Source organism: Stenotrophomonas sp. STEN240 (genome assembly GCF_056756175.1).
The window spans coordinates 112,428-134,590 of record NZ_JBRRBO010000002.1 but is presented as its reverse complement, the minus strand read 5'-3'; the positions used below and the strand labels follow the sequence as shown (position 1 = coordinate 134,590).

The following is a 22,163-nucleotide window of genomic DNA, read 5'->3' as shown; positions in this document are numbered from 1 at the left end:
CTGGCTACCTCGACGCTCGACGGCGCCGGTGTGCGCTTCACATACAGTGCGGAAGATTAGCTTGTACGCTACACCGACGAAGCTGGCGCGCGGGCCAGGCTGGAATACGTGAGCATAGGCCAGATTGGTCGCCGCCAGCAGGCCAATCTGGCTACGCGGTGGAGCACCGCTATGACAGCGAAGAGCAGCTGATCGGTGTTATCAACCAGTGTGGTGAGACCTATTAGCTACTCCGCGACCCTCTTGATTGCGTCGTCGAGGAAGTCGACTATTGGACCAGGCAAGGCGTTGTAGCTATGACGCGGCCGAGCGCTTGACCACCACGGTTGATCCGCTCGGCCAAAAGATGGCCTTCAACACCGACGCCAGCCGTTGGGGGTGTCTACGATAGAGGCGTTTAGGGCCTTCCAGTTTGTTGTCTCGACGGTATGGACTCAGAGTGGTTGCCTTATCTGCCTTGTCGAGCTTGATGCAACCGCTGAAAGGCGTGAGCTTCGAGCTACGGGAGTCGAATTATCGCCGGGTGTAGAGGCTAAATATTTAGTGATCTCATGAATGACAGCGATCTGTATGATCTTGCTCATTGGGCAGTTCGAGGTGTGTGTAATGACCTGTTCTCCAGTAATGAATCCTTTTATTATGTAACTATTTTTTTTACCGAAGAAGGCTTCGGCCCAACGTTGTCGGCGTGGTCGCGGGAGGCTTTGCAAAGAGAGGCAGAACTTCGGTCGCGAGATATCGGTTTTGCGCGTGCAGTCAAGTGGTCTTATGCTGATTCACCTTATTGTGATTATCACGGTGAATTATTCTCTCCGCTTCGTGATATTTTTAATTTACGGCCATCAATTCAGCAGCTTGGGCTCGCGAAATGGCAAGCTGAGCTGAGCTTTCGCCTAGGTGTGTTCGAGACTGCTTTGCAGCGATTGGATCAAGAAGGATTTTTTTCAAAAAACCAGTCTAGGGAACAGTTATTGCTAGCTGTGGAGATCATGCCGCCGATTTCAGACAATATAAGCTTTGTTGAAATGCTTAATGATGTTCATTCTTCAGGGTATTTGAGCTGGTTTGATGAAGCTGCGGAAGATTCTGAGGACTGACGCCTGGACGAATTTTTCGTTGGATTTGTGCATAGATATGCGACGAAGACTAGGCGTTTTCACGAAGCACTATCCGGAAGAAATTCATATGAGCGGGCCGCGTCCACCAGGTGGTGCCGCGCGCCGATTTTTCTACCTTAGACCGGTTCAAGATTTTGGAGGCCGTCATTTGGGGGAAACTAACGCCTGAGCTGGTTCTCAGCGGGTCATTACAAGTCGGCGCAAGTATTCAAGCGCAACGCAGACAACGTGATTTTTTGGATGGGATGAGCAATGTCTCTATATATTTTGAATTATGTATCGGGTGCGCCGGGATGCCCCATTGTTCTGAAGGGGAGGTTGAACAAGGGCTGGTCATGGAATGCGTTCAATCCGCATACTTCCGCGGTTGATCCAGGAACCGGCTACGTTTACCAAGCCAAGCATGATTTCTTGGATTTCGATTACTGGGGTACGTGCGGGATGGCGTCCGAACGATTTATGGAAATATGTCGTAATTTCGGCATCGGAGTTGAATTTGTTGCGGTGGATGTGCTGCTGTCAGATAGGAAAAAGTCGAAAAAGAAATACTTCTATCTGCGTTGGTCCGCGTGGGCGTCGGTGATTGATTGGGAGCGCTCCGACTACGAACTTGAGAAGGACTTGGAGACCGGAGAGGTTGTGCACTACAAGTACTTTCCGGATGTGCCCGTAATCGAAACCGTTGAAAATTTCGTTGTAGATGAAGGCAAAATTCCTGACAGTGCCGCGTTCAAGTGTTTGGACCTTGGTCACGTACTAGTCTGCAATGACGCGTTCCGCGAGGCTTGCGAACAGGCGGGGCTTGCGGGCATCCAGTTCGAAGACATCACGAGCTATAAGAAGAGTGACTTCTGGGGTTGATTGTTTACCAATCTAGATTAGCCGTTTGGTCAGATCATGAATTGGATGCTGGCTCATCAGGGGCTACCTGCGTCTACGCGGTTGATTCTTCGGAGCCGAAGACAATCCCAATTTGCCGCAGCGGCAGGCCAGGCTGTTTCCACCCAGAACGCCGCTGGTGGCATATGATTCGTGCTGATGGGCCGGACTACTCCGCAACCCTCTGTAACTCCACCGCATAAATCACGCTGTCTTCGATGCGCCCATCGACGGCGAAGGCGATGGATAGCTGGTCCGGCGCAAGATCGGTGCGGTGAGTGAAGCACGTGGCTACACCTTTGGTGCAACTGAAATCCCAAGCTTGACCACCTGCAGTTCGCAGATCGCGCAGTGTCGTTCGGTTCGTGATTACCAACCCTTGCAAGGACAGCGGCTGAATGAAGACGCTTAGTGGTTCCAGCTCGGTGCCGGGCGCAGCGACTTCAAAGCCAGCAGCTTCGCGGTCCATATGGTTCAGGACAATGGTGACGATGCTGGCATTGGGGCTTTTGCCGTTGTCGGGATAGACACGGATGCCAAGCTTGTCCCAAACCAGAACGGTAAGGCCGGGGCTAGGCTGGGTGCTTCGATAGTCTTGGCCCAGCGCTTGTATCCATTCGCTCATCGGTGCGCCGAGATTCAATGCGTTGCCTTGATAGATCAAACCAGTGGGCGTGGTTTCGATCACAGGTCCTGCGCTGGCAGCTGCGGCGGTAGTTGCTGCCGCGGGAGGCTGAGAACGGGAAGATCTCGCATCGCAGCCGACGAGTGCGATACCAAGCATGGCGGCTGTGAGTAGGCGTCTGCTGACGTCTTGCTGTGTCACTTGGCCTTGTTGTCCTTGCTGAAAATGTCTTTGTAGACGTGTGCGATGTTGTCCCGGCTGCCGGTCGCTGGCGCAACTATGCGCATGCGCCTGGCAAGAACTTTGGTGGTGAACGACTGCCTGGTCTGGGTGAGCTCTGTTCAATAAGTGGATCCGCGTTTGATCGCCGTCCAGACGTTGTCCAGGTGTGCCCGAAGTGGCGTCGATGCTTTGGCTACGTTCGGATCATCACGGCGTTCGCCACCGAATGGTGGGTCGCCTTCAATCTCCACGAGTGAGTCGCCGTTCACCACAAAGTGTTGCTGATCACCTTGGCGTACATCGATACGCAGGTGCTGGGAGTCGATGCCTCCGCCGCAGAAACTGTGGCTGGCGAAAGTCAGCTCTGCGCGGCCATCTTCATCCAGGTCTGTTGCCTGCGTCTGCTCCAGGAAATAGTCGGCTTCCAGATCAAGGCCTTCGCATGAGGTGGGCTGCTCAACCTGCCAGCGCGAGGTCCATGGTGCGTCAGGGGTAATGCGAATGAACTGTTCCGCAATCAAGGTAATACGGTCGACGTACTCTTCAGTGGCGTCCTCTTGCAGTGTTTCCTCACTGTGTGAAAGCAGAAGTAGTCCGTGACCATCTTTGTCGTCGAATGCGAGCTGCTTTACAAGCGTGCCTTTGAACATGCTTTTCAGTTGGTCTAGAGGAAGATCGGGGCGTACCTGCACGCTAACCATGCGCTCCGGCTCCACCGCAGCTATTGCCTTTGCTTGTGAGACTTCGGCTGTGTCAAATGACGTGGGTGAACTACAGCCTAATGTGGCGAATACCGATAGAAGCGCCACTGCCGGCGCTAACAGAACTGTGTCAGCGCGTATTGCCCCCGGTTTTTTTGGCGACGACGATGCCGAGGGCGGTGTTGAGATCAGCAGCAGCCAGTTCATCGAGCTTGGATTCCTTTAGTTCCTTCTGAGCGAAGGGCAGATAGCTTGTCGGTACGTAATAGCGCAGGGTCGCAGGGTTGAATCGGACGAAGTTGATCTGATCGCTCTGGTTCCCGCCCAGTAGAACAGGCCGCTCGCGCTCTATCGAATAGACGAAACCGACGTGCGAAGTTCCTACCAGACCTATGGCGCCATACACGGGTTCGGCGATCTGGCTAAAATTGATAGTATCCGCGGCGAAGGACCGCGCACGGTATGGGTGCGGCGAAGAAATGGGATAACCCGCGCTGCGTAGGCACCAGTTCACGAACGAGGCGCACCAAGCGTTGGAGCTACCTGCCAGACTAGTGAATTGCCGACCGTAGCCAAGTTCGGAATGGAAGTTCACAGTCTGGCTGATCACGGCTTCTTTCTTTCCCGCCCACTTGCTCGCCTGGGTGTAGGCGTGTTCGATCCACGGCGCACGCGTTTGCGAAAAAGGAATGATCGCAATGGGATGGCCTTGGCCTTCCCGGCTACGGGTATCGCGCGCTTGCAAGGCAGGTGCCGACGCGCTGCGGCTGATCGCTGACGGCGGTGTGCGGGGGTTGGTTCTGATCAACGAAGGACGGGGTGTGGCTCGGGCGCCAGTCGCATTATCCGCAGCACGTGTTCCGCTGGAAGTGGGCTTCGCGCCTGCCGGTAGCGTCAGCTTCTGTCCGGGACTGATCCGGTTGGCGTTGGTGATGGAGGGGTTGGCTGCCATCAAAGCCTGCACGCTGGTGCCATGTTGATCGGCGATCTTGCCCATCGTGTCGCCAGACCGGACGCTGTACACGATGGGCTGTGGCTTGGGTGGGGCCGCCGGTCCGGGGTCATTGGCAGCTGTGGTCTGCGGCTTGCCGTAGATCCAAACAACGTGGCCTGGATAGATGCGGTTGGGATTGCGGATCTGGTTGTTTGCTGTCAGCTCGCCGACGGATGTCTTGAATCGCGCCGCGATTGAAGCGAGCGTGTCGCCCGGCTGCACCACGTAGCGCAGGGGAGCACGTTTGCCATCGGCAGTACGGACAGGGTTATGGGGTTGTGAGTTGCCACCAATGGTCATCAGCTGGCGAGCAAAAATCAGCGAGGAAGAGGCTTTTTGCAAAGCAAATTCGCCAATTTTTGTGCCGAGCTTGCCGGATTCGTCCAGGAACAGTTCGATCAATTCGCCTGGTTGGCGGGTAACGAAAGTCGGGAGTACACCATTCTGGTTGGTAGAAGCCTTCCTCTCACCCGTGGCGCTGCTGCGGACGATAACGGGGGTGGCAGGCAATGGCCTGGCACCGTCTGACAACGTGACTTGAGTAGCGTGAACGATGCGTTCTTTGCGCGAATCTGCATTGGCATTGAAGCCCTCATACTGCTCCATGGCGCCGACCATGCCGTTGAACTGCGCCGGTGTCATGTCTTTGATGACGGTGTCGTCAGTAGCACCAGAGCGGTTCCGGACAAACGCGAGGTAGGCAGCAGTATCGTTCTCTTCCTCTGGTGCGTAGACATGCATGGCATCGTGCAATGTCATTTCATTGTACTTGCGTCGCAGCAGGGCTCGCTTCTCTTCGCATCCGTCTTCAGCAGTCGGAAAGATGGCGAATTTCCCACTTTTGGTGTCGGCCTCGCCGATCATTTTCTGGTACTTGCCGCCGGGCCGCAGATTGCCTGGATTGTTCAGTAGCCAAGCAAGCGTGCCGCCACTGCGGATGAGCTTGTCGCCCGTGTCGGCGGTGAACTCCACGGTCCTGGTGTCCTTGTCGAAAGCTGCGCTGATATAGGTGGTCATCCGGTATCCGCCTATCGATTGGAAATTCTTGTCAACGCCTGCGTGACATTCACGCCCTTTGGAAGCAGCCGGGTGGTGTCGAGCACCCACACCCAGCGTTCTTCATCTGTTTGCTGCTTCAGGAGATAACGGTACATTTCAACAGTGCTGTCTTCGTCGTACGGAGTTGTCTTGAACTTCAATTGTGCGACGTACAAGGCAACGTCATTTGACTCAACGACTACGCGGGCGTCGCGCAACGGAAGGTCTGCGGTAGCCGTGGCTTTGACAAGGAATTCGGTAGGGGGCGCTTCGGAGCTTGGTAGTAGTGGCAGCTGATTCCACGTCGCACCATCGGACGCAGGGTGATACTGGAAAGTGTAGACGTGAAAGCTGTGGGAATTGAAATGGCTGACGTAGCCTGAGTTGACGCGCAGGGTGCCTTGGGAGGTTCTGATGTCGGTGTTGCCGGAGGCGTACTGTTGCGCTTGGGCGGCCGGTACCCAGCTCAGGCACAGAAGCATGAGGAGCGAAGATATCTTCATGTGGATGCCGGAGATTCGTTGAGGAGTTCGAGGATCTGCTCAGAAGTGAGCGAGCCGATGGGTGGGTCGCTTGGCTGGCCAAGGAATGGATCTACGCCTTCGAAGTCAGGGTTGTCCCCGTCATTCTCTGGCGGCAATCCTGCACTGGGGACAATTTTGTCCCAAGTATCCTCGCCAACCTGCAATGTCAAAGGGCGACCCAGACCGTCGGCCATGACGCGTGGCAGGCGGCCATCCTCGCCAAGGGTGCCGCTGGTAATTTCTTTGCCATCGGCATCGTTGATGCGGAACGGTTTGCCTTTCCAGCCCAGGTCCGCGGCCAACGCATCACTGCCCTCCAGAGCGAAACGTAGGCTTTCCTTGAACGAGAAAAGGCCGGCGGGAAGTGCCGGCAAGGCCGGTGCATCGCTGCTGCCAGCCATGAACGGATGTTCGCCGGCCCTGACCTTGAACTCGCCCGGGCAGCTGAAGGTGATATCGCCACCCTCCAGTGTGATCGCGCTGCTGCCTGCCTGCAGCACGATCTTGCTCTTGGCCAGCACATCAATGCGTGCATCGGTGGCGGTGACGGTAATGGCCTGGTCGGCCAGCAGTTCCAGTTCGCCGTCGTTGGCCTGCAGGCTGACGGGGCCGTTGGCAGCAATCAACCGCACCGGGCCGCCCTGCGCGAACAGTGAAACCTGGCCGCCGGAAACGGCAGCAATGGTTTCGCCGCTGCTGGCGTGCAGGTCCTGTTGTACGGTCAGTTGCAGGTTCTGCCCGGCGAAGGCAATCGCGCTTGCGGGCGTGGTCCAGGCAATATGGTTTGGCGCCTCGGCCAGCAGCACCGGCTTGGCGAAGCGCTCAACCGGCTGATCGCCGGGTGTGCGGCCATCGTTGGGCTTGAACTGGGATTGGCCGTTGACCACCGCCTGGAAGCGGCCGTCGGCGGCCGGGTCGATCTGCTGACGCAATTGACCGGTCTGTTGCCACGCCTTGAGGCCGGGCACCTGCTGTTGCTGCAGGGTCTGTTGCATCTGCTCCAGGCTGCGCTCGGCGCCCTTGAGCTGTGCAACCACCTCGGCATTGTCCATCACCGTAGAGGCGGCACGCTCCTGTGTACTGGCCGACAGCAGCAGACCTTCGGCGGCGTGCACATTGCTCCAGCCCTGGGTGGCCAGTTCGAAGCCTTCGCCGCGTAGCGCGCCGCGTGCGGTGTCCTGGTGCTGGATCAGGTAGCCGAGCTCGAGGCGGCTGTCAGCCAATGAACTGTGCAGGCGCGTGCGCAGCTGGCCCGGCGTGTCGTCGATTACCCATTGCTGGGTGCCACTGCCGTCGTGGGCCTGTGTATGCAGGCCGCTGAGCACACCGGGGTGCTTGGCATCTTCATCGATGCCGCCACCAAACGGCGGCGCGACATTGCCGTTGTAGAGCTGGCCGGTGATGCGCGGTTGATCGATATCACCGTGCAGGAACTCGACCAGCACCTCGCTGCCGATGCGCGGCAGGAAGGCGGTTCCCCAGTTGGGGCCTGCCACCCATTCGGCAACCGATACCCAGCTGCCGCTGGTGTGATCACCCGGCGCGTGCCCGGCCTGCGCGCAGCCGGTTTCGCTCAAGCCGCCGGGATTGGGCGTGCTGCCACGCTGCCAGCCGAACTGGACGCGAACCTGATGCTCGCGGTTTGGGCTGAGTGCGGCGTCGGCCACGCCGACTACCCGTGCGGTTTGCGGGCCGTGCAGGGCAGGGCGGTCGTGCGGTAGTGCGCGGACGGGAACGCTGGCGTCTGTAGCCAGAAACTGGTTGCGGTAGCTGCCGCGTTCCAGCTCGCTGTTGCCGAGCAGCTCGGCAATGCCACTGTCGAGGTTGTTGACCGCCGCGTGGGCGACCACCAGGATCTGGAACTGGGGGCCTTCGTGTTGTGGATGTTGGCTCAGCGTGAAGCGGGTGCCTGCGGACATGCGTCGTTCGCTGCTGCTGCCGTTGTGCAGAAGCTGCGCGACCTGCAACGCATCCAGTCGCGCCTGTGCTTCACTCTGCGCCCAGCTGGAGTCGTTGAAGCGGCCCGCGCGGGGTTGTACATAAACTTCCAATGGCGGAACGTCGCCGCCGTCCGCACTGGCCTGTGCTGCGATGGCGTTGAGTTTGTCACTGTGCCAGCTGGCGACCGTGCTGTTGTTGGGGACCAGCTGGCGCTGCTCAGCGAAGCGGGTGATGCCATCGCTGGATTCGCTGGCGGCAACACGATGGAAGCGGATGTTGCCGATGTCGGGAAGCTCGGCCTGCGGTTCAAACACCACCAAGGTATGCGCGCCGTCGCCGTCCTGGGCCTGCTCGATGCGCCAGGCAAGGCCGCTTTCGGCCAGCAGCCGACTGACGAATTCCCAGTCTGTCTCGCGGTACTGGGTGGTGATCTCGCGTTGCGGCAGCACAGCTTCAACATCGAAGCGGTAGTCCGCCTGCGGGTAGTCATCAAAGACCTGCGTGCAGATGGCACGTATATCCAGATCCTGGAAGATCACCGCATTGCGGCGCAGGCGCAGCAGTGCGGTCCAGGGTTCCAGTGCCAGCTGGTAGCGCGCCAAGCCGCCATCGCTGCCCAACTGTGCGACGTCGGTACACAGGCCATGCCATTGACGATGGGAGCCGTCGGCAAGCTGCAGTTGCAGCGTCAGCGGCTGCTCCAGCCAGCTGTCAGTCTGCAGGTAGGCATCCGTGCAGAGGCAGTCGATCTGCAGCCGCATCTCGCCGCACAGGGCTTCCTGGCCCTCGAAGCGCTCAACCACCAGGCCCTCATGTGGGGCCTGCAGTTTGATCAGGCGGTCGTGATGTGAAAGCGCGGCGAGTGCGACAGACAACGAGGAGCTCGGGACGTCCATATCGACAGGCTCATGGCAAGGTGATCGTGATGTGCGCAGTGCGTTCGGGCATCTGCACGACGTTGTTGTAGGCAGCCAGCTGCTGGCGCGTATCGTGGCCCATATAGGTGCGCAGGCCGATGAAGGCCAGTACACCGAAGCAGCCAACTACGGCGGCCGGCAGCCACAACGGAATTACCCGGCGCAGCTGGTTGCGGATGTTGTCCGGCGGCAGCGCGTGGGGCGCGAAGCCATGCCGCTTGCCCTTCAGGTAGACGATTTCGTCGCCCAGGCGCGCGGTGAGATAGCCCAGTTTTTCGGTGCCTTCGAGGCGGTACTTGCCCTCGAACCCCATCAGCAGGCAGTAGTGGTAAACCTCCAGCGACGGCAAGCGCGGTGCGCCCTGACGGCGAAGTTCTTCGAGTTTGTCGAAGAAGTGCTCGCCAGCAAGGTGCTCGCCGAACATGCGCAGCTGCAGCGGATTGCGTTCCCACACTTCGTGCAATGCGGACGGCTGCGAGAGGATGGCCTCATCAACGGCTGCGCAGAAGGCGTACTTGGAGGCGTAGACATCTTCAGCGGCAATGCCAAGGCGCATCGCATTGCGTTCGACGCTGTCGAGGAACTTCTGCACCGTCTGCACGAAACCTTCGGCATCGTTGGGCAGTTGCCCGCGCTTGAGCAGCAGCAACAGGTAGAAACCGTCTGACATCAGATCCTGCAGGCTTTGCGGCGCTGCGGAGATCTGTGCATTGTTGGCCATGGCGGCATTGCCGGTCAGTGACGGCATCGGGCCCGGGGTCGGAGGCAGATGGGAGTTCATCAGGTGGTCACCGCAACGAGTTCGAGCTTGAGGTCGGCAATGCCGGAGGGTACATAGATCATCAGCGACTGCGATTTGAGCATGCGTTCATACAGCGCGCCGCGTGCATCTATCTCGAAGTAATGGCTGCCGGGGCGTACCGGAATTGCAGCCGGCACCTGTGCCGCGTGGGTGAGCTTTACCCCTGGCAGCGCGGAAAGTACGCACTTCTCAACGTCATCCGGCGCGCCGATCTTGAAGCGGATAGGCACTGTCTGGATCAGGTCCTGCGCTGGCATGGAGGCCGAAACGGAAAGGTAGAACGACGCTTCGCCATCGATGCGCTGCGAATCCAGCCGACCCAGATGGTAGGACGGTTTGATCTCGTTCAAGGCGATCTTGAAGTAGCGTGTGGAGATCACGGTTTCCAGCAATGCACGCACGATTTCCAGCAACTTGCGGAACGAAGCCTCCGGTTGATCGTGGCGATACACCGGCAGGTCGTTGAGTTGATAGGTATTGGAAAACGTGAGCAGGGCGCCGGCCATGCGCAGCAATTCCTGGTGCAGGCGCTCGGGATGCAGCTGCGGATGATGCAGCAGGTGGGCGAGGGCGCTGAAGGAGGAATTGATGGTGTGCAGCAGCCAGAACGATGCGATATCGCCCGAGCGGAACTCGATGATGTTCTGCGAGGTTTGCCGGTGCAGCCCGTACAGCGCATCTACCTTGGCCTGCAGCGCATCCAGGACGGCGCGCAACTCGCGATGCAGGAACGGCGATGCCTGCAACTGCGCGCAGGGCGGAATGAATTCATCGTCCAGTTCGAAACCACCACTGGACGTTCTGCGCACGCGTGCAACCGGCACGATTGCGTAGGCATCCTTGGGCTGGTCATCGGTCAGCAGCTTCACTGCCTTGCTGAGATATGCCAATTCAGCTTCGGCGGCATCGGTGAACAAATCATCCGAAACCCGATTGGCCTGGCGATAACGCGCAAGCACGCTGCCTTCGGCATCTGCACAATTGCGACCGTCATCACGCAATAGCGGTAATGCGAGATACACGATTGTTGCCTGTACCCCCGGAGGAAGGTCCTGCAGCGATACGGCATCGGGAAGGCTGTCGTGCACCGGCGCGTCGTAGCTTTCACCATCCGGAAAAACAGCGGACAGATCGAGTGGCCGCAAGGTGCCGCCGGCCAGTGCATGCGGGTCGAAGCGCACACGCCGTGCGCCCCACGCATAGGGGTGCAAAGTCTGCGACAGATCCTGCAGGCGCGCCTCGTGATAGGCGTCTTGACGCTGGAAGTGCTGCGGGCGAAGGAACAAGCCTTCACCCCATAAAACCTTCGACATCCTGCTTACGTAAGCCACATTTCAATCCTTGGAAATTCCGTTGGCGCGTTGCATCGAGCATGGCGCTCAAGTCACATAATCGCTGCGCTGGCAGCCGATGTGAAAACTCCATTCACATCCCGTTTGCCACCGCCTCATGCGGTTTCAACGCGAAAGATACTAGCGCATGCTTGGCTGGCAATGTTGAAGAGCGTGCGAAAACCATCGCACGTTCAACGTGCTCCGGCGCAGCGGACCGACGCCAGGCTGCCCGAGTCGCCAGAGATGCGGCTGCTCAGCGCGGTACTGTCGGTAGTCAATGCGCAGGCGTGCACGCCGAGGGTTATGCCGTCATTGGGAAGATTCTTGGTGCGTGCATCAAAGGCCACGCGCCAGCGCCCTTCAGCCGGTGAACGGAACAGTGCAACCACGCCGATTACTGCGGTGCCGTCACTAAGTTGTTCGGACAATTGCTGGCGTACACCCGGTGTCAGGACCACTTCATTGACCGACAGCAGGTCCGCGCCCAGTGCCGCTTGTTCCCCGGCCTGATCAAGGAAGGCATTGAACGGAGCCTGTTCAAAACGCTGCCCGCTGCGCAGGTGGTAGATCTTCAATACCGCAGCGCTCGCACGCTTGTCATTGCCGGCATTGAGATTTGTCCCGGCGTAGATCTGTAACGGAATTACAGGAGGTTTCTCAGGCTTGGCTTCACGCAGACCAACGGCCTGCAGTGTACTGTCCACGGCCTTGCCCAGTTTGCTGCCCGACGCACAACCGCCTAACGCGAAGGTAGTAATAAGGGAAAAAGTTGTGATTGAAACAACACGCAGAAGTTTGCTCATGTACGCATTCATTTAGTGATGGGCGCCATAAAAACAGCGGTCGAATGACTACATCGGGATGCAAGTGCAGCACGTCGATGTGAAGGAAATGTTCAGAGCAAACAAATCGCGATTTCGAAAATGACTATACCGGCGCGCATTCCCGAATGTACACTGCCGCCGCTGGGACTGGATTCCCGCGAGTTGTATCGGCGGAAATGCGGCTCCCTTTAGGAACTTATTTCGACGAAGGAATCACTATGGATGTGAAGATGTTTGGGGCGGCAGCGTGTCGTTCGGTGTTGGCGTTGGCGATGTTGTCGGGGTTGGCCGCATGCGAAACAACGGCCAAGAAAGAAGCAATTCCTTTCGACGTAAGCTTGGCAAATGCCGAGGCACAGGTCTCTACGGCAGGCGCCGATGCAGCGATCAGTGCATTCGAGGTTGCGGCCAAGGCTGACCCCACGCGCAAAGAGCCGTGGGTGCGCATTGCACAGTTGCAATTCGATCAGAACCGCTATGCACGCGCCATCGTTGCAGCGGAAGAAGTGCTGCAGCGCGATCCTGATGACCTTGTTGCCGATGGTGTACTCACTGTCGCCGGTTTTCGTATTGCCAATGAATCGCTGCAGCGCCTGGATGGGCGCGGTGCGCTGGCATCTGAAACCGCACAGCGCGAAGCGCAGACGCTGGTGACCACGCTGCGTTCCACCATGGGTGACGCAATTCTAGAAACCGGTAAGCCGAAGGCGACGCGTGTTGTGCGTCAGCCGTCGCGTTCCACATCAGGTGGCCGGCGTGTCGCAGCACCGGCAACGGTTACGCCGCCGGCTGCGCGTCAGCCGCGCGCCACGGGCGCCGATCCCTTCCAGAACATTGGCAACTAAGCCGGATCAACAGGACCAGTCAGGAGACACCCATGGCCAAGAAGGACAGCGTTCAAAAGCGGCTACAGAAGATCCGGCCGCCGCGCGTGCAGCTTACTTATGACGTAGAGAAGGGCGACGCGATCGAGCAGAAAGAGCTGCCGTTTGTGGTTGGTGTGATGGGTGACTTCAGCGGTACGCCGGAGAATCCGCTGCCCAAGGTCAAGGACCGCAAGTTCGTCAACGTCGATCTGGATAATTTCGACGAAGTGATGGAAGCGGCCGGCCCACGCGCGGTCTACCGCGTGCCCAACAAGGTCAGCGAAAGTGGTGGCGAGTTCGGCGTCGAGTTGAAGTTCAACTCGATCGAAGACTTCCGCCCGGAGTCGGTGGTCCAGCAGATCGATCCATTGCGTCGCCTGCTCGAGTCGCGCACGAAACTGGCCGATCTTCGCAACAAGCTGGCGGGCAATGAAAAGCTCGAAGACCTGTTGACCGATGTGCTCAACAACACCGAGCAGCTGAAGAAGCTCGGCGCGGCAAAGGAGGAGTAAGCGATGGCAGCTGAAGCCACACAACTGTCCGCGCCTGCCGCGGCTACCGAAGAAGTCGATCTGCTTGATCAGATCGTCGAGAAGAGCAAGGTTGCCAAGTCGCGCACCGAGCACGAGCGTGCCAAGGACATCATCTCCGCGTTGGCGCAGGAGGTCATGGACGGCACCGTGGTGGTGTCCGACAACCTCAATCTGACCCTGGACGCGCGTATCGCCGAGATTGACCGGATTATTTCCGAGCAGCTCAGTGCGGTGATGCATGCGCCGGAATTCCAGCAGCTGGAAGGCAGCTGGCGCGGCCTGCACTACCTGTGCTCGCAGACCTCTACCGGCCCGAACATGAAGATCAAGGTCTTCAATTCGCCGAAGAAGGACCTAGTCAAGGACTTCAAGTCCGCTATCGATTTCGATCAGAGCGCATTGTTCAAGAAGGTCTACGAAGAAGAATTCGGTACCTTCGGTGGTGCACCGTTCGGCGCGCTGATCGGTGACTACTACCTGGGCCGCCAGCCGGAAGACATGTACTTCATCGAGCAGATGTCGCATGTGGCTGCCGCAGCGCACGCACCGTTCCTGTCCGCTGCCAGTGAAGGCATGTTCGGCCTGGAAACCTTCACCGACATGGGCAAGCCGCGCGATCTGGCCAAGGTGTTCGACACCGTCGAATACGCCAAATGGAAGTCCTTCCGCGAGAGCGAGGACAGCCGTTACGTTGGCCTGACGCTGCCGCGCTTCCTCGGCCGGTTGCCGTACAACCCCAAGGATGGCACCACGGTTGAAGGCTTCAATTTCGTTGAGGAAATCGAAGCGGCCGATCACAGCAAGTTCCTGTGGTGCAACACCGCCTATGCAGCTGGCGCGCGTTTGACCCAGGCATTTGAAAGCTACGGCTGGTGTGCGGCCATTCGCGGTGTTGAAGGTGGCGGCCTGGTCGAAGACCTGCCCACCCATACCTTCCGTACCGATGACGGCGAAGTGGCACTGAAGTGCCCGACCGAAGTGGCCATCACCGACCGTCGTGAAAAAGAACTCAGTGACCTCGGCTTCATGCCGCTGGTGCACTGCAAGAACACCGACTACGCCGCCTTCTTTGGTGCGCAGTCGGCACAGAAGCCGAAGAAGTACAACACCGATTCGGCCAATGCCAACGCGATCCTGTCTGCGCAGCTGCAGTACATTTTCGCGGTTTCGCGCATCGCTCACTACTTGAAGGCGATGATGCGCGAAAAGATCGGCAGCTTCGCATCTGCGGGCAACGTCGAGGAATTCCTGAACCGGTGGATCGCCCAATACGTATTGTTGGACGACAACGCCAGCCAGGAAGCCAAGGCGCAGTTCCCGTTGCGTGAAGCGTCTGTGCAGGTTTCGGAAGTGCCGGGCAAGCCCGGTGTCTACCGCGCGGTGGCCTTTATCAGGCCGCATTTCCAGCTCGATGAGCTGTCTGTTTCGTTGCGTCTGGTTGCCGAATTGCCGGCATCCGCGAAGAAGTCGTAACGTTTTGATGTTGCTGTAGCGTCGGGAGGGGACCTCGGTCCCCACCCCGCAGTGGCGCATATTTCTAGAGGGCGAAGCCCCCCTCAACCGCCGAGCCCCCGCTCGGCAAACAATCTCACGGAAGAACGGAATTTAGGAGACCAGATATGCAACATGCTTTTCTTTCCATTGACACCATCAAGGGTGAGTCGCACGACGACAAGCACAAGGATTGGATCGAGATCCAGTCCTTCTCGCAGGATCTGCTGCAGCCTCGCTCGGCCACTGCCTCCACCTCCGGTGGTACCACGGCAGCCCGCGTGAATCTGTCGCCGATCGAAATCATCAAGTCGATCGACCTCGCTTCCACGGCCCTTAACCAGGCCGCCGCAAACGGCACCACCTTCCCGAAGGCACGCGTTGAATTCATGCGCGCTGACAAGGACGGCAACGCGATCAATTACTACCTGGTCGAGCTGCTGAACGTGCTGGTACACCGCGTCACCACCACGGTTGACAAGGAAGGTATGCCGCAGGAAGTGGTTCAGTTGAGCTTCGGTGCCATCAAGTGGACTTACCAGCAGCAGAAGCCGGAAGGCGGCGTTGGTGGCAAGACCGTGGCGCAGTGGAGCGCAACCAAGAACATCCCGAACTACACCGTTTGATGATGTGTTCTGCGATGGCGCGTTAAGCGCCATCGCAGTCTCAATCCCGGCATGGCCAGGAAAGGCCCTGCAGTTGCATCGCTGCCTTTACGCACGGATGCCTAGCTACCGGAAACAACGATGAAGGGACTCGAACCCAGCCTGCTGGAAAAACTGTTTGACGATAACCCGCGCAGTGCGGGTGCCGGGCCGATATTCAAGTCCGTATCGCTTGAGCAATACAAGGAATCCATCGCCCGCGACCTGGAGGGGCTGCTGAACTCGCGCGCCGCATTCCAGGAAAGCGATATGGCGGAGTTCCCGAACTGCCGCCAGTCCCTGTTGACCTATGGGCTTGCCGATTTCTCGGCGATGAGCCTGGCCAATGCCTATGACCGTTCCGCCATTTGCCGCTCGCTGGAGCAGGCTGTTGGCCGCCACGAGCGCCGTTTGAAGAACGTCAGTGTGCAGCTTGACGCGGGCAATCAGTTCGCCGGCGGGCTGCATTTCACCATCCACGCGCTGCTGGATCTGGAGCCTGCACGTGAGCCGGTGAGTTTCGATGCAATGTTGCAGCCATCGACGCTGCAGTACCAGGTCACCCGCGCCCGGCGCACCCAACAGGCGCTCTGATGCAGGATCTGCTGCCCTTCTACGAGCGTGAACTTGCCTACCTGCGCCGTTACGGCCGCGAGTTCGCCGAGCGTTACCCCAAGATTGCCGGCCGCCTGCAGCTGTCTGCTGATGGCAGCCAGGACCCGCATGTCGAGCGTTTGATCGAGGCATTCGCGCTGCTGACTGCACGCGTGTCAAAACGCATCGATGATGATTACCCCGAATTTACCGATGCACTGCTGGATGTGCTTTACCCGCACTACCTGCGCCCATTTCCTTCGTGCGCCATTGCCTATTTCGACATGGATGGCGTGGCCTCCAAGCTGAGTGCCCCGGTGCGGGTGCCGCGCGGTACCTCGCTGCAGAGCCGGGCGGTACGCGGCGTTCCCTGTGATTTCCGTACCAGCTATGACGTGGTGTTGGCGCCGATCAGCATTGCATCGGTGGCTTATCGTGCCGTCGCTGATGCGCCGATGGCGACAGCACTGCCGGCCGGCAGTGGCGCGCAGATTTCCCTGGGTTTCCAGCTGTTGTCCGATCAGCTTGGTTTTGGCCAGCTGGGCACCGACAAGCTGCGGCTTTTCCTGGACGGCGAGCCTTCGGTTCGTGCAGCGCTGCGCGACGCGCTGCTGCTGGGGGTGAAGGCGGCCTATGTTGAATCCGATGGTGACGGCCGCTGGCGGCGACTGGATTCAGTACCGATCACGCCGGTAGGCTTTGCCGACAATGAGGCGCTGATCGACTTCCCGGCACGCTCGCATCCTGCCTATCGTCTGTTGACCGAACTGTTTGCCTACCCGGAGAAGTTCGGCTTCGTTGATCTTGACCTGGCCGCAACCAGTGCCGGTGCCAGCCGCCGTTTCACCTTGCACCTGATCCTGCCTGCCGGTCAGCAGGAGCGCAGCAACGCGATGGTGCTGGAGGATATCGGAACGCATAACGTGCGGCTCGGGTGCACGCCCATCGTCAATCTTTTCAGGATCAACGGTGAGCCGATCCGGGTGACCCATCGCACCGTGAACTATCCGGTGCTGGCGGATGCCCGCCGCGCGTTTGCCTATGAAGTGCATTCCATCGATTCGGTGCACCGCATCCGGCAGACGCCGCAGGGCGAGGCGATCCACGAGTTCCGGCCGTTCTATTCGCTGCATCACGGTGAAGACCCGGATCGGACCGGGCAGTACTGGGTTGCCCGTCACGATGAAGACATTGCACGGCAGAGCCCGGGTTTCGAGATGGAAATCAGCTTCGTCGACCTCTCGTTCAACCCGGTGCTGCCGCAGACCGATACGGTCAGCCTTGAGCTGACCTGCAGCAACCGCGATCTACCGCATCAGCTTGCCCACGGCGTGGCCGGTGGCGATCTGAGCATCGAAGGCGGCAGCCCTGCACGCGCAATTACCCTGCTGCGCAAACCGTCGCGGCCGCTGCGCTTCCGTCATGGGCGCAGCGCGCAATGGCGTCTGATTTCGCATCTGTCGCTGAACCAGCTGTCGCTGAGCGGTAGCGGTTTGGCTGCGTTGAAGGAGATGCTGCGGCTGTACGACATGTCCGGCAGCAATGTTTCCGCGCGCCAGGTGGACGGGATTCTGGCGCTGGAGCAGGTGCCTGCAACCACCTGGATGTCCGGGCGCCAGTTCGCATCGGTGGTGCGCGGCCTGGAAATTCGTTTGACCATCAATGAGGCTCATTTTGTCGGCACCGGCGTGGCTGCATTCGCGCAGGTGATGGATCACTTCTTCGCACTGTATGTGCATGCCAACAGTTTCACCCGACTGGTGCTGATTTCCGGCGACAGCGGGGAGGAGATCGTCCGATGCCAAGCGCGCAGCGGCGAATCGATCCTGGCGTAGCCCAGCAGCTGCTGGCCGAGCCACACCGCTTCGAGTTCTTCCAGGCGGTGCGGTTGCTTGAGCAGATTTTCGAGCGGCAGGGCGTGAAGTCTGGCCAGGCCATTCCGATGCGGGTGCGTTTCCGCAACAACCTGTCGCTGGGCTTCCCGGCGACCGAGTTGTCGGCCGATGGAGAGGTGTATTCGCTGGCCGGTGACCGCCTGCAGGAGCGCGATGCCATCGAGCAGGCGCTTGCCAGCGAAACCCTGGGCGAGGTTCACCTGACGCCGCAATTCATGGGCTTGCTGGGGACGGCGGGTGCGCTGCCGCTGCATTACACCGAGACCTTGCAGATCCGCGAGTTGTACGAGCGCGATCGCACCGCGCGTGCCTTCCTGGATATTTTCTCCACGCGTGCGGTTGCTTTGCACTATGCAGCCTGGAAGAAGCACCGGTTGGCGCTGCAGTATGAGCTTGACCGCCGCGAACGCTTCCTGCCTTTGGTGTTGTCGCTGCTTGGCATGGGCATGCTCGAGCTGCGCGACCGCCTGCACGATGGCGAAGGCGATATTTTCGATCAGGCCGTGGCCTATTACGCTGGCGCCATCCGCCAGCGGCCGGTTTCGGCGGCGCTGATGCAGCGCGTGCTGTCCGATTACTTCCAAGTGCCGCTCGATGTCGAGCAGTTTGTAGGCGCCTGGTATCGAGTGCCGGTGGGGCAGGCGACGCGGCTTGGCCAGGCCAATGCCGTTCTGGGTGCGAGCGCGCTGGCCGGTGACCGTGTATGGCAGCGCGACCTGCGCCTGCGCCTGCGCATCGGCCCGCTTTCAAAGAAGGCGTTTGATGATTTCCTGCCCGGCGGCAACGCGGCCTTGGCGTTGGCCAAGTGGCTGTCGCTGCTGACCGGCGGGACGCTGGAGTACGAAGTGCGGCTGGTACTGCGCGCAGAGGATGTCCAAGGCAGCGCACTGGGAAATGGTGCGCGCCTGGGATGGGACAGCTATATGTGCACACGCGGCCAAGCCGGCGCGCGGGATGACACCACCTATGGCATCCATACATTGCAATGACAACGCGCCGTTGGCGGCAACGCCGATGGTAATTGAACGGTTTCAGCAGGGAGTGCGTGGTTCCGCATGAGCATCAACCTCAAAACACTTATCAGCAAGTTGGACGACACCTGCCGCCAGGCTACCCAGCGCGCAGCCAATCTGTGCATGGCGCGCGGCAACTACGAGGTGGACCTGGAGCATCTGTTCCTGGCCCTGCTCGAGCAGCCCAAGAGCGACTTCGTGCTGATTGCCCAGCGCTGCGGCATTTCGCCGGAGTCGCTGGAGCGCGACCTCAGCGACGAGATCAGCCAGTTCAAGACCGGCAACACCCGCACCCCGGTGTTTTCCCAGCACCTGCCGGCCTTGTTCGAGCATGCCTGGTTGATTGCCTCGCTGGATTCGGAGACCACCCGTATCCGCAGTGGCCACCTGCTGCTCGCACTGCTGACCGAGCCGGATCTGTCGCAGCTGGCCTATCGCGGATCCAAATTGTTCGTGCGCTTCAAGCGCGAAGAGCTCAAGCATGATTTCGCCAAACTGACCGAAGGCTCGCAGGAAGCGCAGACCGTGCGCTTCGCCGATGCTTCGGCAACGGGCGAAAGTGCCGGCGAAGATTCAGATGCGATGCCGGGCGAGGCAAAAGGCGGTCTGTCGAAGACCCCGGCCCTGGACCAGTTCACCACCAATCTCACCCAGCGTGCGCGCGACGGCAAGATCGATCCGGTGATCGGTCGTGATGGCGAGATCCGTCAGGTGATCGACATCCTGATGCGCCGCCGCCAGAACAACCCCATCCTCACCGGCGAGGCCGGCGTCGGCAAAACCGCCGTTGTTGAAGGCCTGGCGCGTCGCATTGCCGAGAAAGATGTACCCGAGGTGCTGCAAGGCGTGGAGTTGCACACCTTGGACATGGGCCTGCTGCAGGCCGGTGCCAGCGTCAAGGGCGAGTTCGAGAACCGGCTGAAGAACGTGATCGACGAGGTGAAGAAAAGCCCGCACCCGATCATCCTTTTCATCGACGAAGCGCACACCATGATTGGCGCCGGCGGTACTGCCGGCCAGAACGATGCCGCCAACCTGCTCAAGCCGGCACTGGCGCGCGGCGAGCTGCGCACCATCGCCGCAACTACCTGGAGCGAGTACAAGAAGTACTTTGAAAAGGACGCCGCCCTGGCGCGCCGCTTCCAGGTGGTGAAGGTGGAAGAACCCAGCGAAGTGCTGGCTGCAGCGATGCTGCGTGGCATGGTCAGCCTGATGGAAGCGCACTTCGGCATCCGCGTGCTGGACGAAGCGGTGACCGAAGCCGTTCGCCTGTCGCACCGCTACATCAGCGGCCGGCAGCTGCCGGACAAGGCTGTCAGCGTGCTGGATACCGCCTGTGCCAAGGTCGCCCTTGGGCAGAGCGCAACCCCGGCCATCATCGAAGACACCCGCAAGCATCTGGACCGGCTTGAGGCAGAGCTGGCCGCGCTGCAGCGCGAGACTGCCGGTGGCAGCACCCAGCACGAGGAGCGTCTGGCGGAACTGAAGGCGCAGCAGCTTGAAGCGCAGGCAGTGTTGGCCAGCAACGAGCAACGCTTGAGCGTTGAGCGTGAGTTGGCCGGACGTGTCGCCGCACTTCGCCAGCAGCTGGAGCAGGGTCTGGCGGCCGAGGGCGACGCAGAAGCGGCCGCGGAAGGGCAGGCCGATGTCGCTGTCGCCAAGGTTGCCGGCAAGCGCGGCAAGGCCGGCCGCGAGCTGTCGCCACAGCATGCGGAGCTTGCGAAGTTGCAGGCAGAATTGCGCGAGCTGCAAGGCGAGACGCCGATGGTGCCGCTGCAGGTGGACGGCACCGTGGTCGCCGAGATTGTGTCGGCGTGGACCGGGGTGCCATTGGGCCGCATGGTCAAGGATGAAATCCGCACCATCCGCTCGCTTGGCACGCTGCTGGAAGAACGTGTCATCGGCCAGGACCACGCGCTCGATGCCATCGCCCAGCGTGTGCGTACTGCAACCGCCAAGCTGGAAGACCCGAACAAGCCGCGCGGTGTGTTCATGTTCGTTGGGCCATCGGGCGTGGGCAAGACCGAGACCGCCTTGGCGCTGGCCGACATCCTCTATGGCGGTGAGCGCAAGTTGATCACCATCAATATGAGCGAGTACCAGGAAGCGCATAGCGTGTCTGGTCTGAAGGGCTCACCTCCGGGCTATGTGGGCTACGGTGAAGGTGGCGTGCTGACCGAGGCTGTGCGCCGAAACCCCTACAGCGTGGTACTGCTGGACGAAGTTGAGAAGGCGCACCCGGATGTTCTGGAAATGTTCTTCCAGGTGTTCGACAAGGGCGTGATGGACGATGCCGAAGGGCGCGAGATCGACTTCCGCAATACCTTGATCATCCTCACTTCCAACATCGGCTCCTCGCAGATCATGCAGTCCTGCCTCAACAAGCCGGCCGAGGAGATCCCCGCTGCGGACGCGCTTGCCGAAGCGCTGCGCCCGATCCTGATGCGCACCTTCAAGCCTGCCTTCCTCGGCCGCTTGAAAGTGGTGCCTTACTACCCGATCAGCGACGACGTGCTGGTGCGCATCATTACCCTCAAGCTTGGCCGCATACGTGACCGCGTCAGCGCCAACCACAAGGCCGCTTTCAGCTGGGATGACGGCTTGGTTGAAGCCGTGCTGGCGCGTTGCACCGAAGTGGATTCGGGTGCGCGCAACGTGGACCACATCCTCAACGGCACCTTGTTGCCGGAGATCGCAGAGAACGTGTTGACGGCCATGGCCGAAGGCACGCGTATCAACAGCATCAAAGTCAGCGCCGGCAAGAAGGGCGACTTCAAATACAAAGTTTCTTGATTACGGACGAAGGAGAACAACATGGATTTCTACGGATTTGACCGCAAAGCAGCACTGAGCCACTGCGACAGCCTGGAGCTGGGGCTGGGGCGCGACCTGGACCGCGTACGCGCCTGGAACCGCCTGCGTCCTGAGCACATCATCGAACTGCTGGACAGCGCCGTGCCGGCTGCACGGCAGGACGCACGCAATGTGGCCGCACAGATCAGCCGCGGCTCTTGGCGTATCCACATGGACAGTGCGCCGGTTGGCAAGCCGCAGCTGGTGAGCAACGTGCGTGAAGTGCTGATTGCCGCCGGCGGCCGTGACTACCGCCTGCATATCAGCGAAGGCGTTCGCCTGCGCCTTGAGGAAATCGTGCAGAGCGCTTGATCTTCAGGTGACAACGTCACCCCGGTGCCGGCGGGCACCGGGA

19 protein-coding genes are annotated in these 22,163 nt (G+C 59.8%); 11 read left to right on the top strand and 8 right to left on the bottom strand.

Annotated features, from left to right (window positions below; all coding sequences use genetic code 11):
- Positions 1-551: 551 nt before the first annotated feature.
- Together ACVOKO_RS01730 and ACVOKO_RS01725 are read left to right on the top strand one after the other, a co-directional pair.
- On the top strand, positions 552-1,097 hold the full coding sequence (locus ACVOKO_RS01730; protein WP_346496671.1) for a DUF4303 domain-containing protein: 546 nt from the start codon (positions 552-554) through the stop codon (positions 1,095-1,097).
- Between the two features lie 273 nt (positions 1,098-1,370).
- Positions 1,371-1,979 carry an imm11 family protein gene (locus ACVOKO_RS01725; RefSeq protein WP_346496669.1) on the top strand — a complete coding sequence of 203 codons (609 nt, stop codon included), beginning with the start codon at positions 1,371-1,373 and terminating at the stop codon, positions 1,977-1,979.
- A gap of 187 nt (positions 1,980-2,166) precedes the next feature.
- On the opposite strand, the gene ACVOKO_RS01720 is transcribed toward ACVOKO_RS01725, so the two are convergent.
- The 8 genes from ACVOKO_RS01720 to tssJ all read right to left on the bottom strand — a co-directional run bounded on the left by ACVOKO_RS01720 (position 2,167) and on the right by tssJ (position 11,898).
- Positions 2,167-2,685, bottom strand: coding sequence for a DUF7738 domain-containing protein (locus ACVOKO_RS01720; RefSeq protein ID WP_346496667.1), 519 nt, complete (start codon positions 2,683-2,685; stop codon positions 2,167-2,169).
- Between the two features lie 278 nt (positions 2,686-2,963).
- Positions 2,964-3,752 carry a M949_RS01915 family surface polysaccharide biosynthesis protein gene (locus tag ACVOKO_RS01715; RefSeq protein ID WP_346496665.1) on the bottom strand — a complete coding sequence of 263 codons (789 nt, stop codon included), beginning with the start codon at positions 3,750-3,752 and terminating at the stop codon, positions 2,964-2,966.
- The gene (locus ACVOKO_RS01710) at positions 3,676-5,556 is read right to left on the bottom strand and encodes a LysM peptidoglycan-binding domain-containing protein (RefSeq protein WP_346496663.1); all 1,881 of its coding nucleotides are present in this window, start codon (positions 5,554-5,556) and stop codon (positions 3,676-3,678) included. Before ACVOKO_RS01710 ends, ACVOKO_RS01715 begins: the two co-directional genes overlap by 77 nt.
- An 11-nt stretch (positions 5,557-5,567) precedes the next feature.
- Entirely contained in the window at positions 5,568-6,080 is a 513-nt protein-coding gene (locus ACVOKO_RS01705) for a hypothetical protein (RefSeq protein ID WP_346496661.1), read from the bottom strand.
- On the bottom strand, positions 6,077-8,938 hold the full coding sequence (locus tag ACVOKO_RS01700; protein WP_346496659.1) for a type VI secretion system Vgr family protein: 2,862 nt from the start codon (positions 8,936-8,938) through the stop codon (positions 6,077-6,079). The genes ACVOKO_RS01705 and ACVOKO_RS01700 overlap by 4 nt, the downstream gene beginning before the upstream one ends.
- 10 nt (positions 8,939-8,948) lie before the next feature.
- Positions 8,949-9,740 (bottom strand): type IVB secretion system protein IcmH/DotU, encoded by a 792-nt coding sequence (gene icmH, locus ACVOKO_RS01695; protein ID WP_062167678.1) that lies wholly within the window; start codon positions 9,738-9,740, stop codon positions 8,949-8,951.
- Positions 9,740-11,074, bottom strand: coding sequence for a type VI secretion system baseplate subunit TssK (tssK, locus tag ACVOKO_RS01690; RefSeq protein WP_346496657.1), 1,335 nt, complete (start codon positions 11,072-11,074; stop codon positions 9,740-9,742). The genes icmH and tssK overlap by 1 nt, the downstream gene beginning before the upstream one ends.
- Positions 11,075-11,286: 212 nt before the next feature.
- Entirely contained in the window at positions 11,287-11,898 is a 612-nt protein-coding gene (tssJ, locus tag ACVOKO_RS01685; protein WP_346496759.1) for a type VI secretion system lipoprotein TssJ, read from the bottom strand.
- Positions 11,899-12,044: 146 nt separating this feature from the next.
- Between tssJ and ACVOKO_RS01680 the strand changes: the two genes are divergently transcribed.
- The 9 genes from ACVOKO_RS01680 (at position 12,045) to ACVOKO_RS01640 (ending at position 22,120) form a co-directional block, all read left to right on the top strand.
- On the top strand, positions 12,045-12,764 hold the full coding sequence (locus ACVOKO_RS01680) for a tetratricopeptide repeat protein (protein WP_346496655.1): 720 nt from the start codon (positions 12,045-12,047) through the stop codon (positions 12,762-12,764).
- A gap of 32 nt (positions 12,765-12,796) precedes the next feature.
- The gene (tssB, locus tag ACVOKO_RS01675) at positions 12,797-13,297 is read left to right on the top strand and encodes a type VI secretion system contractile sheath small subunit (protein ID WP_057628618.1); all 501 of its coding nucleotides are present in this window, start codon (positions 12,797-12,799) and stop codon (positions 13,295-13,297) included.
- 3 nt (positions 13,298-13,300) lie between these two features.
- Entirely contained in the window at positions 13,301-14,791 is a 1,491-nt protein-coding gene (tssC, locus tag ACVOKO_RS01670) for a type VI secretion system contractile sheath large subunit (protein WP_346496653.1), read from the top strand.
- Positions 14,792-14,937: 146 nt separating this feature from the next.
- Positions 14,938-15,435 carry an Hcp family type VI secretion system effector gene (locus tag ACVOKO_RS01665; protein ID WP_057628616.1) on the top strand — a complete coding sequence of 166 codons (498 nt, stop codon included), beginning with the start codon at positions 14,938-14,940 and terminating at the stop codon, positions 15,433-15,435.
- Between the two features lie 120 nt (positions 15,436-15,555).
- The gene (tssE, locus tag ACVOKO_RS01660) at positions 15,556-16,047 is read left to right on the top strand and encodes a type VI secretion system baseplate subunit TssE (protein ID WP_057628615.1); all 492 of its coding nucleotides are present in this window, start codon (positions 15,556-15,558) and stop codon (positions 16,045-16,047) included.
- Positions 16,047-17,882 (top strand): type VI secretion system baseplate subunit TssF, encoded by a 1,836-nt coding sequence (tssF, locus tag ACVOKO_RS01655; RefSeq protein WP_346496650.1) that lies wholly within the window; start codon positions 16,047-16,049, stop codon positions 17,880-17,882. The genes tssE and tssF overlap by 1 nt, the downstream gene beginning before the upstream one ends.
- Positions 17,846-18,931 (top strand): type VI secretion system baseplate subunit TssG, encoded by a 1,086-nt coding sequence (gene tssG / locus ACVOKO_RS01650; protein WP_346496648.1) that lies wholly within the window; start codon positions 17,846-17,848, stop codon positions 18,929-18,931. The genes tssF and tssG overlap by 37 nt, the downstream gene beginning before the upstream one ends.
- 66 nt (positions 18,932-18,997) lie before the next feature.
- Positions 18,998-21,748 (top strand): type VI secretion system ATPase TssH, encoded by a 2,751-nt coding sequence (gene tssH, locus ACVOKO_RS01645; protein WP_346496646.1) that lies wholly within the window; start codon positions 18,998-19,000, stop codon positions 21,746-21,748.
- A 21-nt stretch (positions 21,749-21,769) separates the two neighbouring features.
- Complete coding sequence (locus ACVOKO_RS01640) at positions 21,770-22,120, top strand: hypothetical protein (protein WP_062167671.1); 351 nt, start codon at positions 21,770-21,772, stop codon at positions 22,118-22,120.
- The last annotated feature ends 43 nt before the right edge of the window (positions 22,121-22,163 follow it).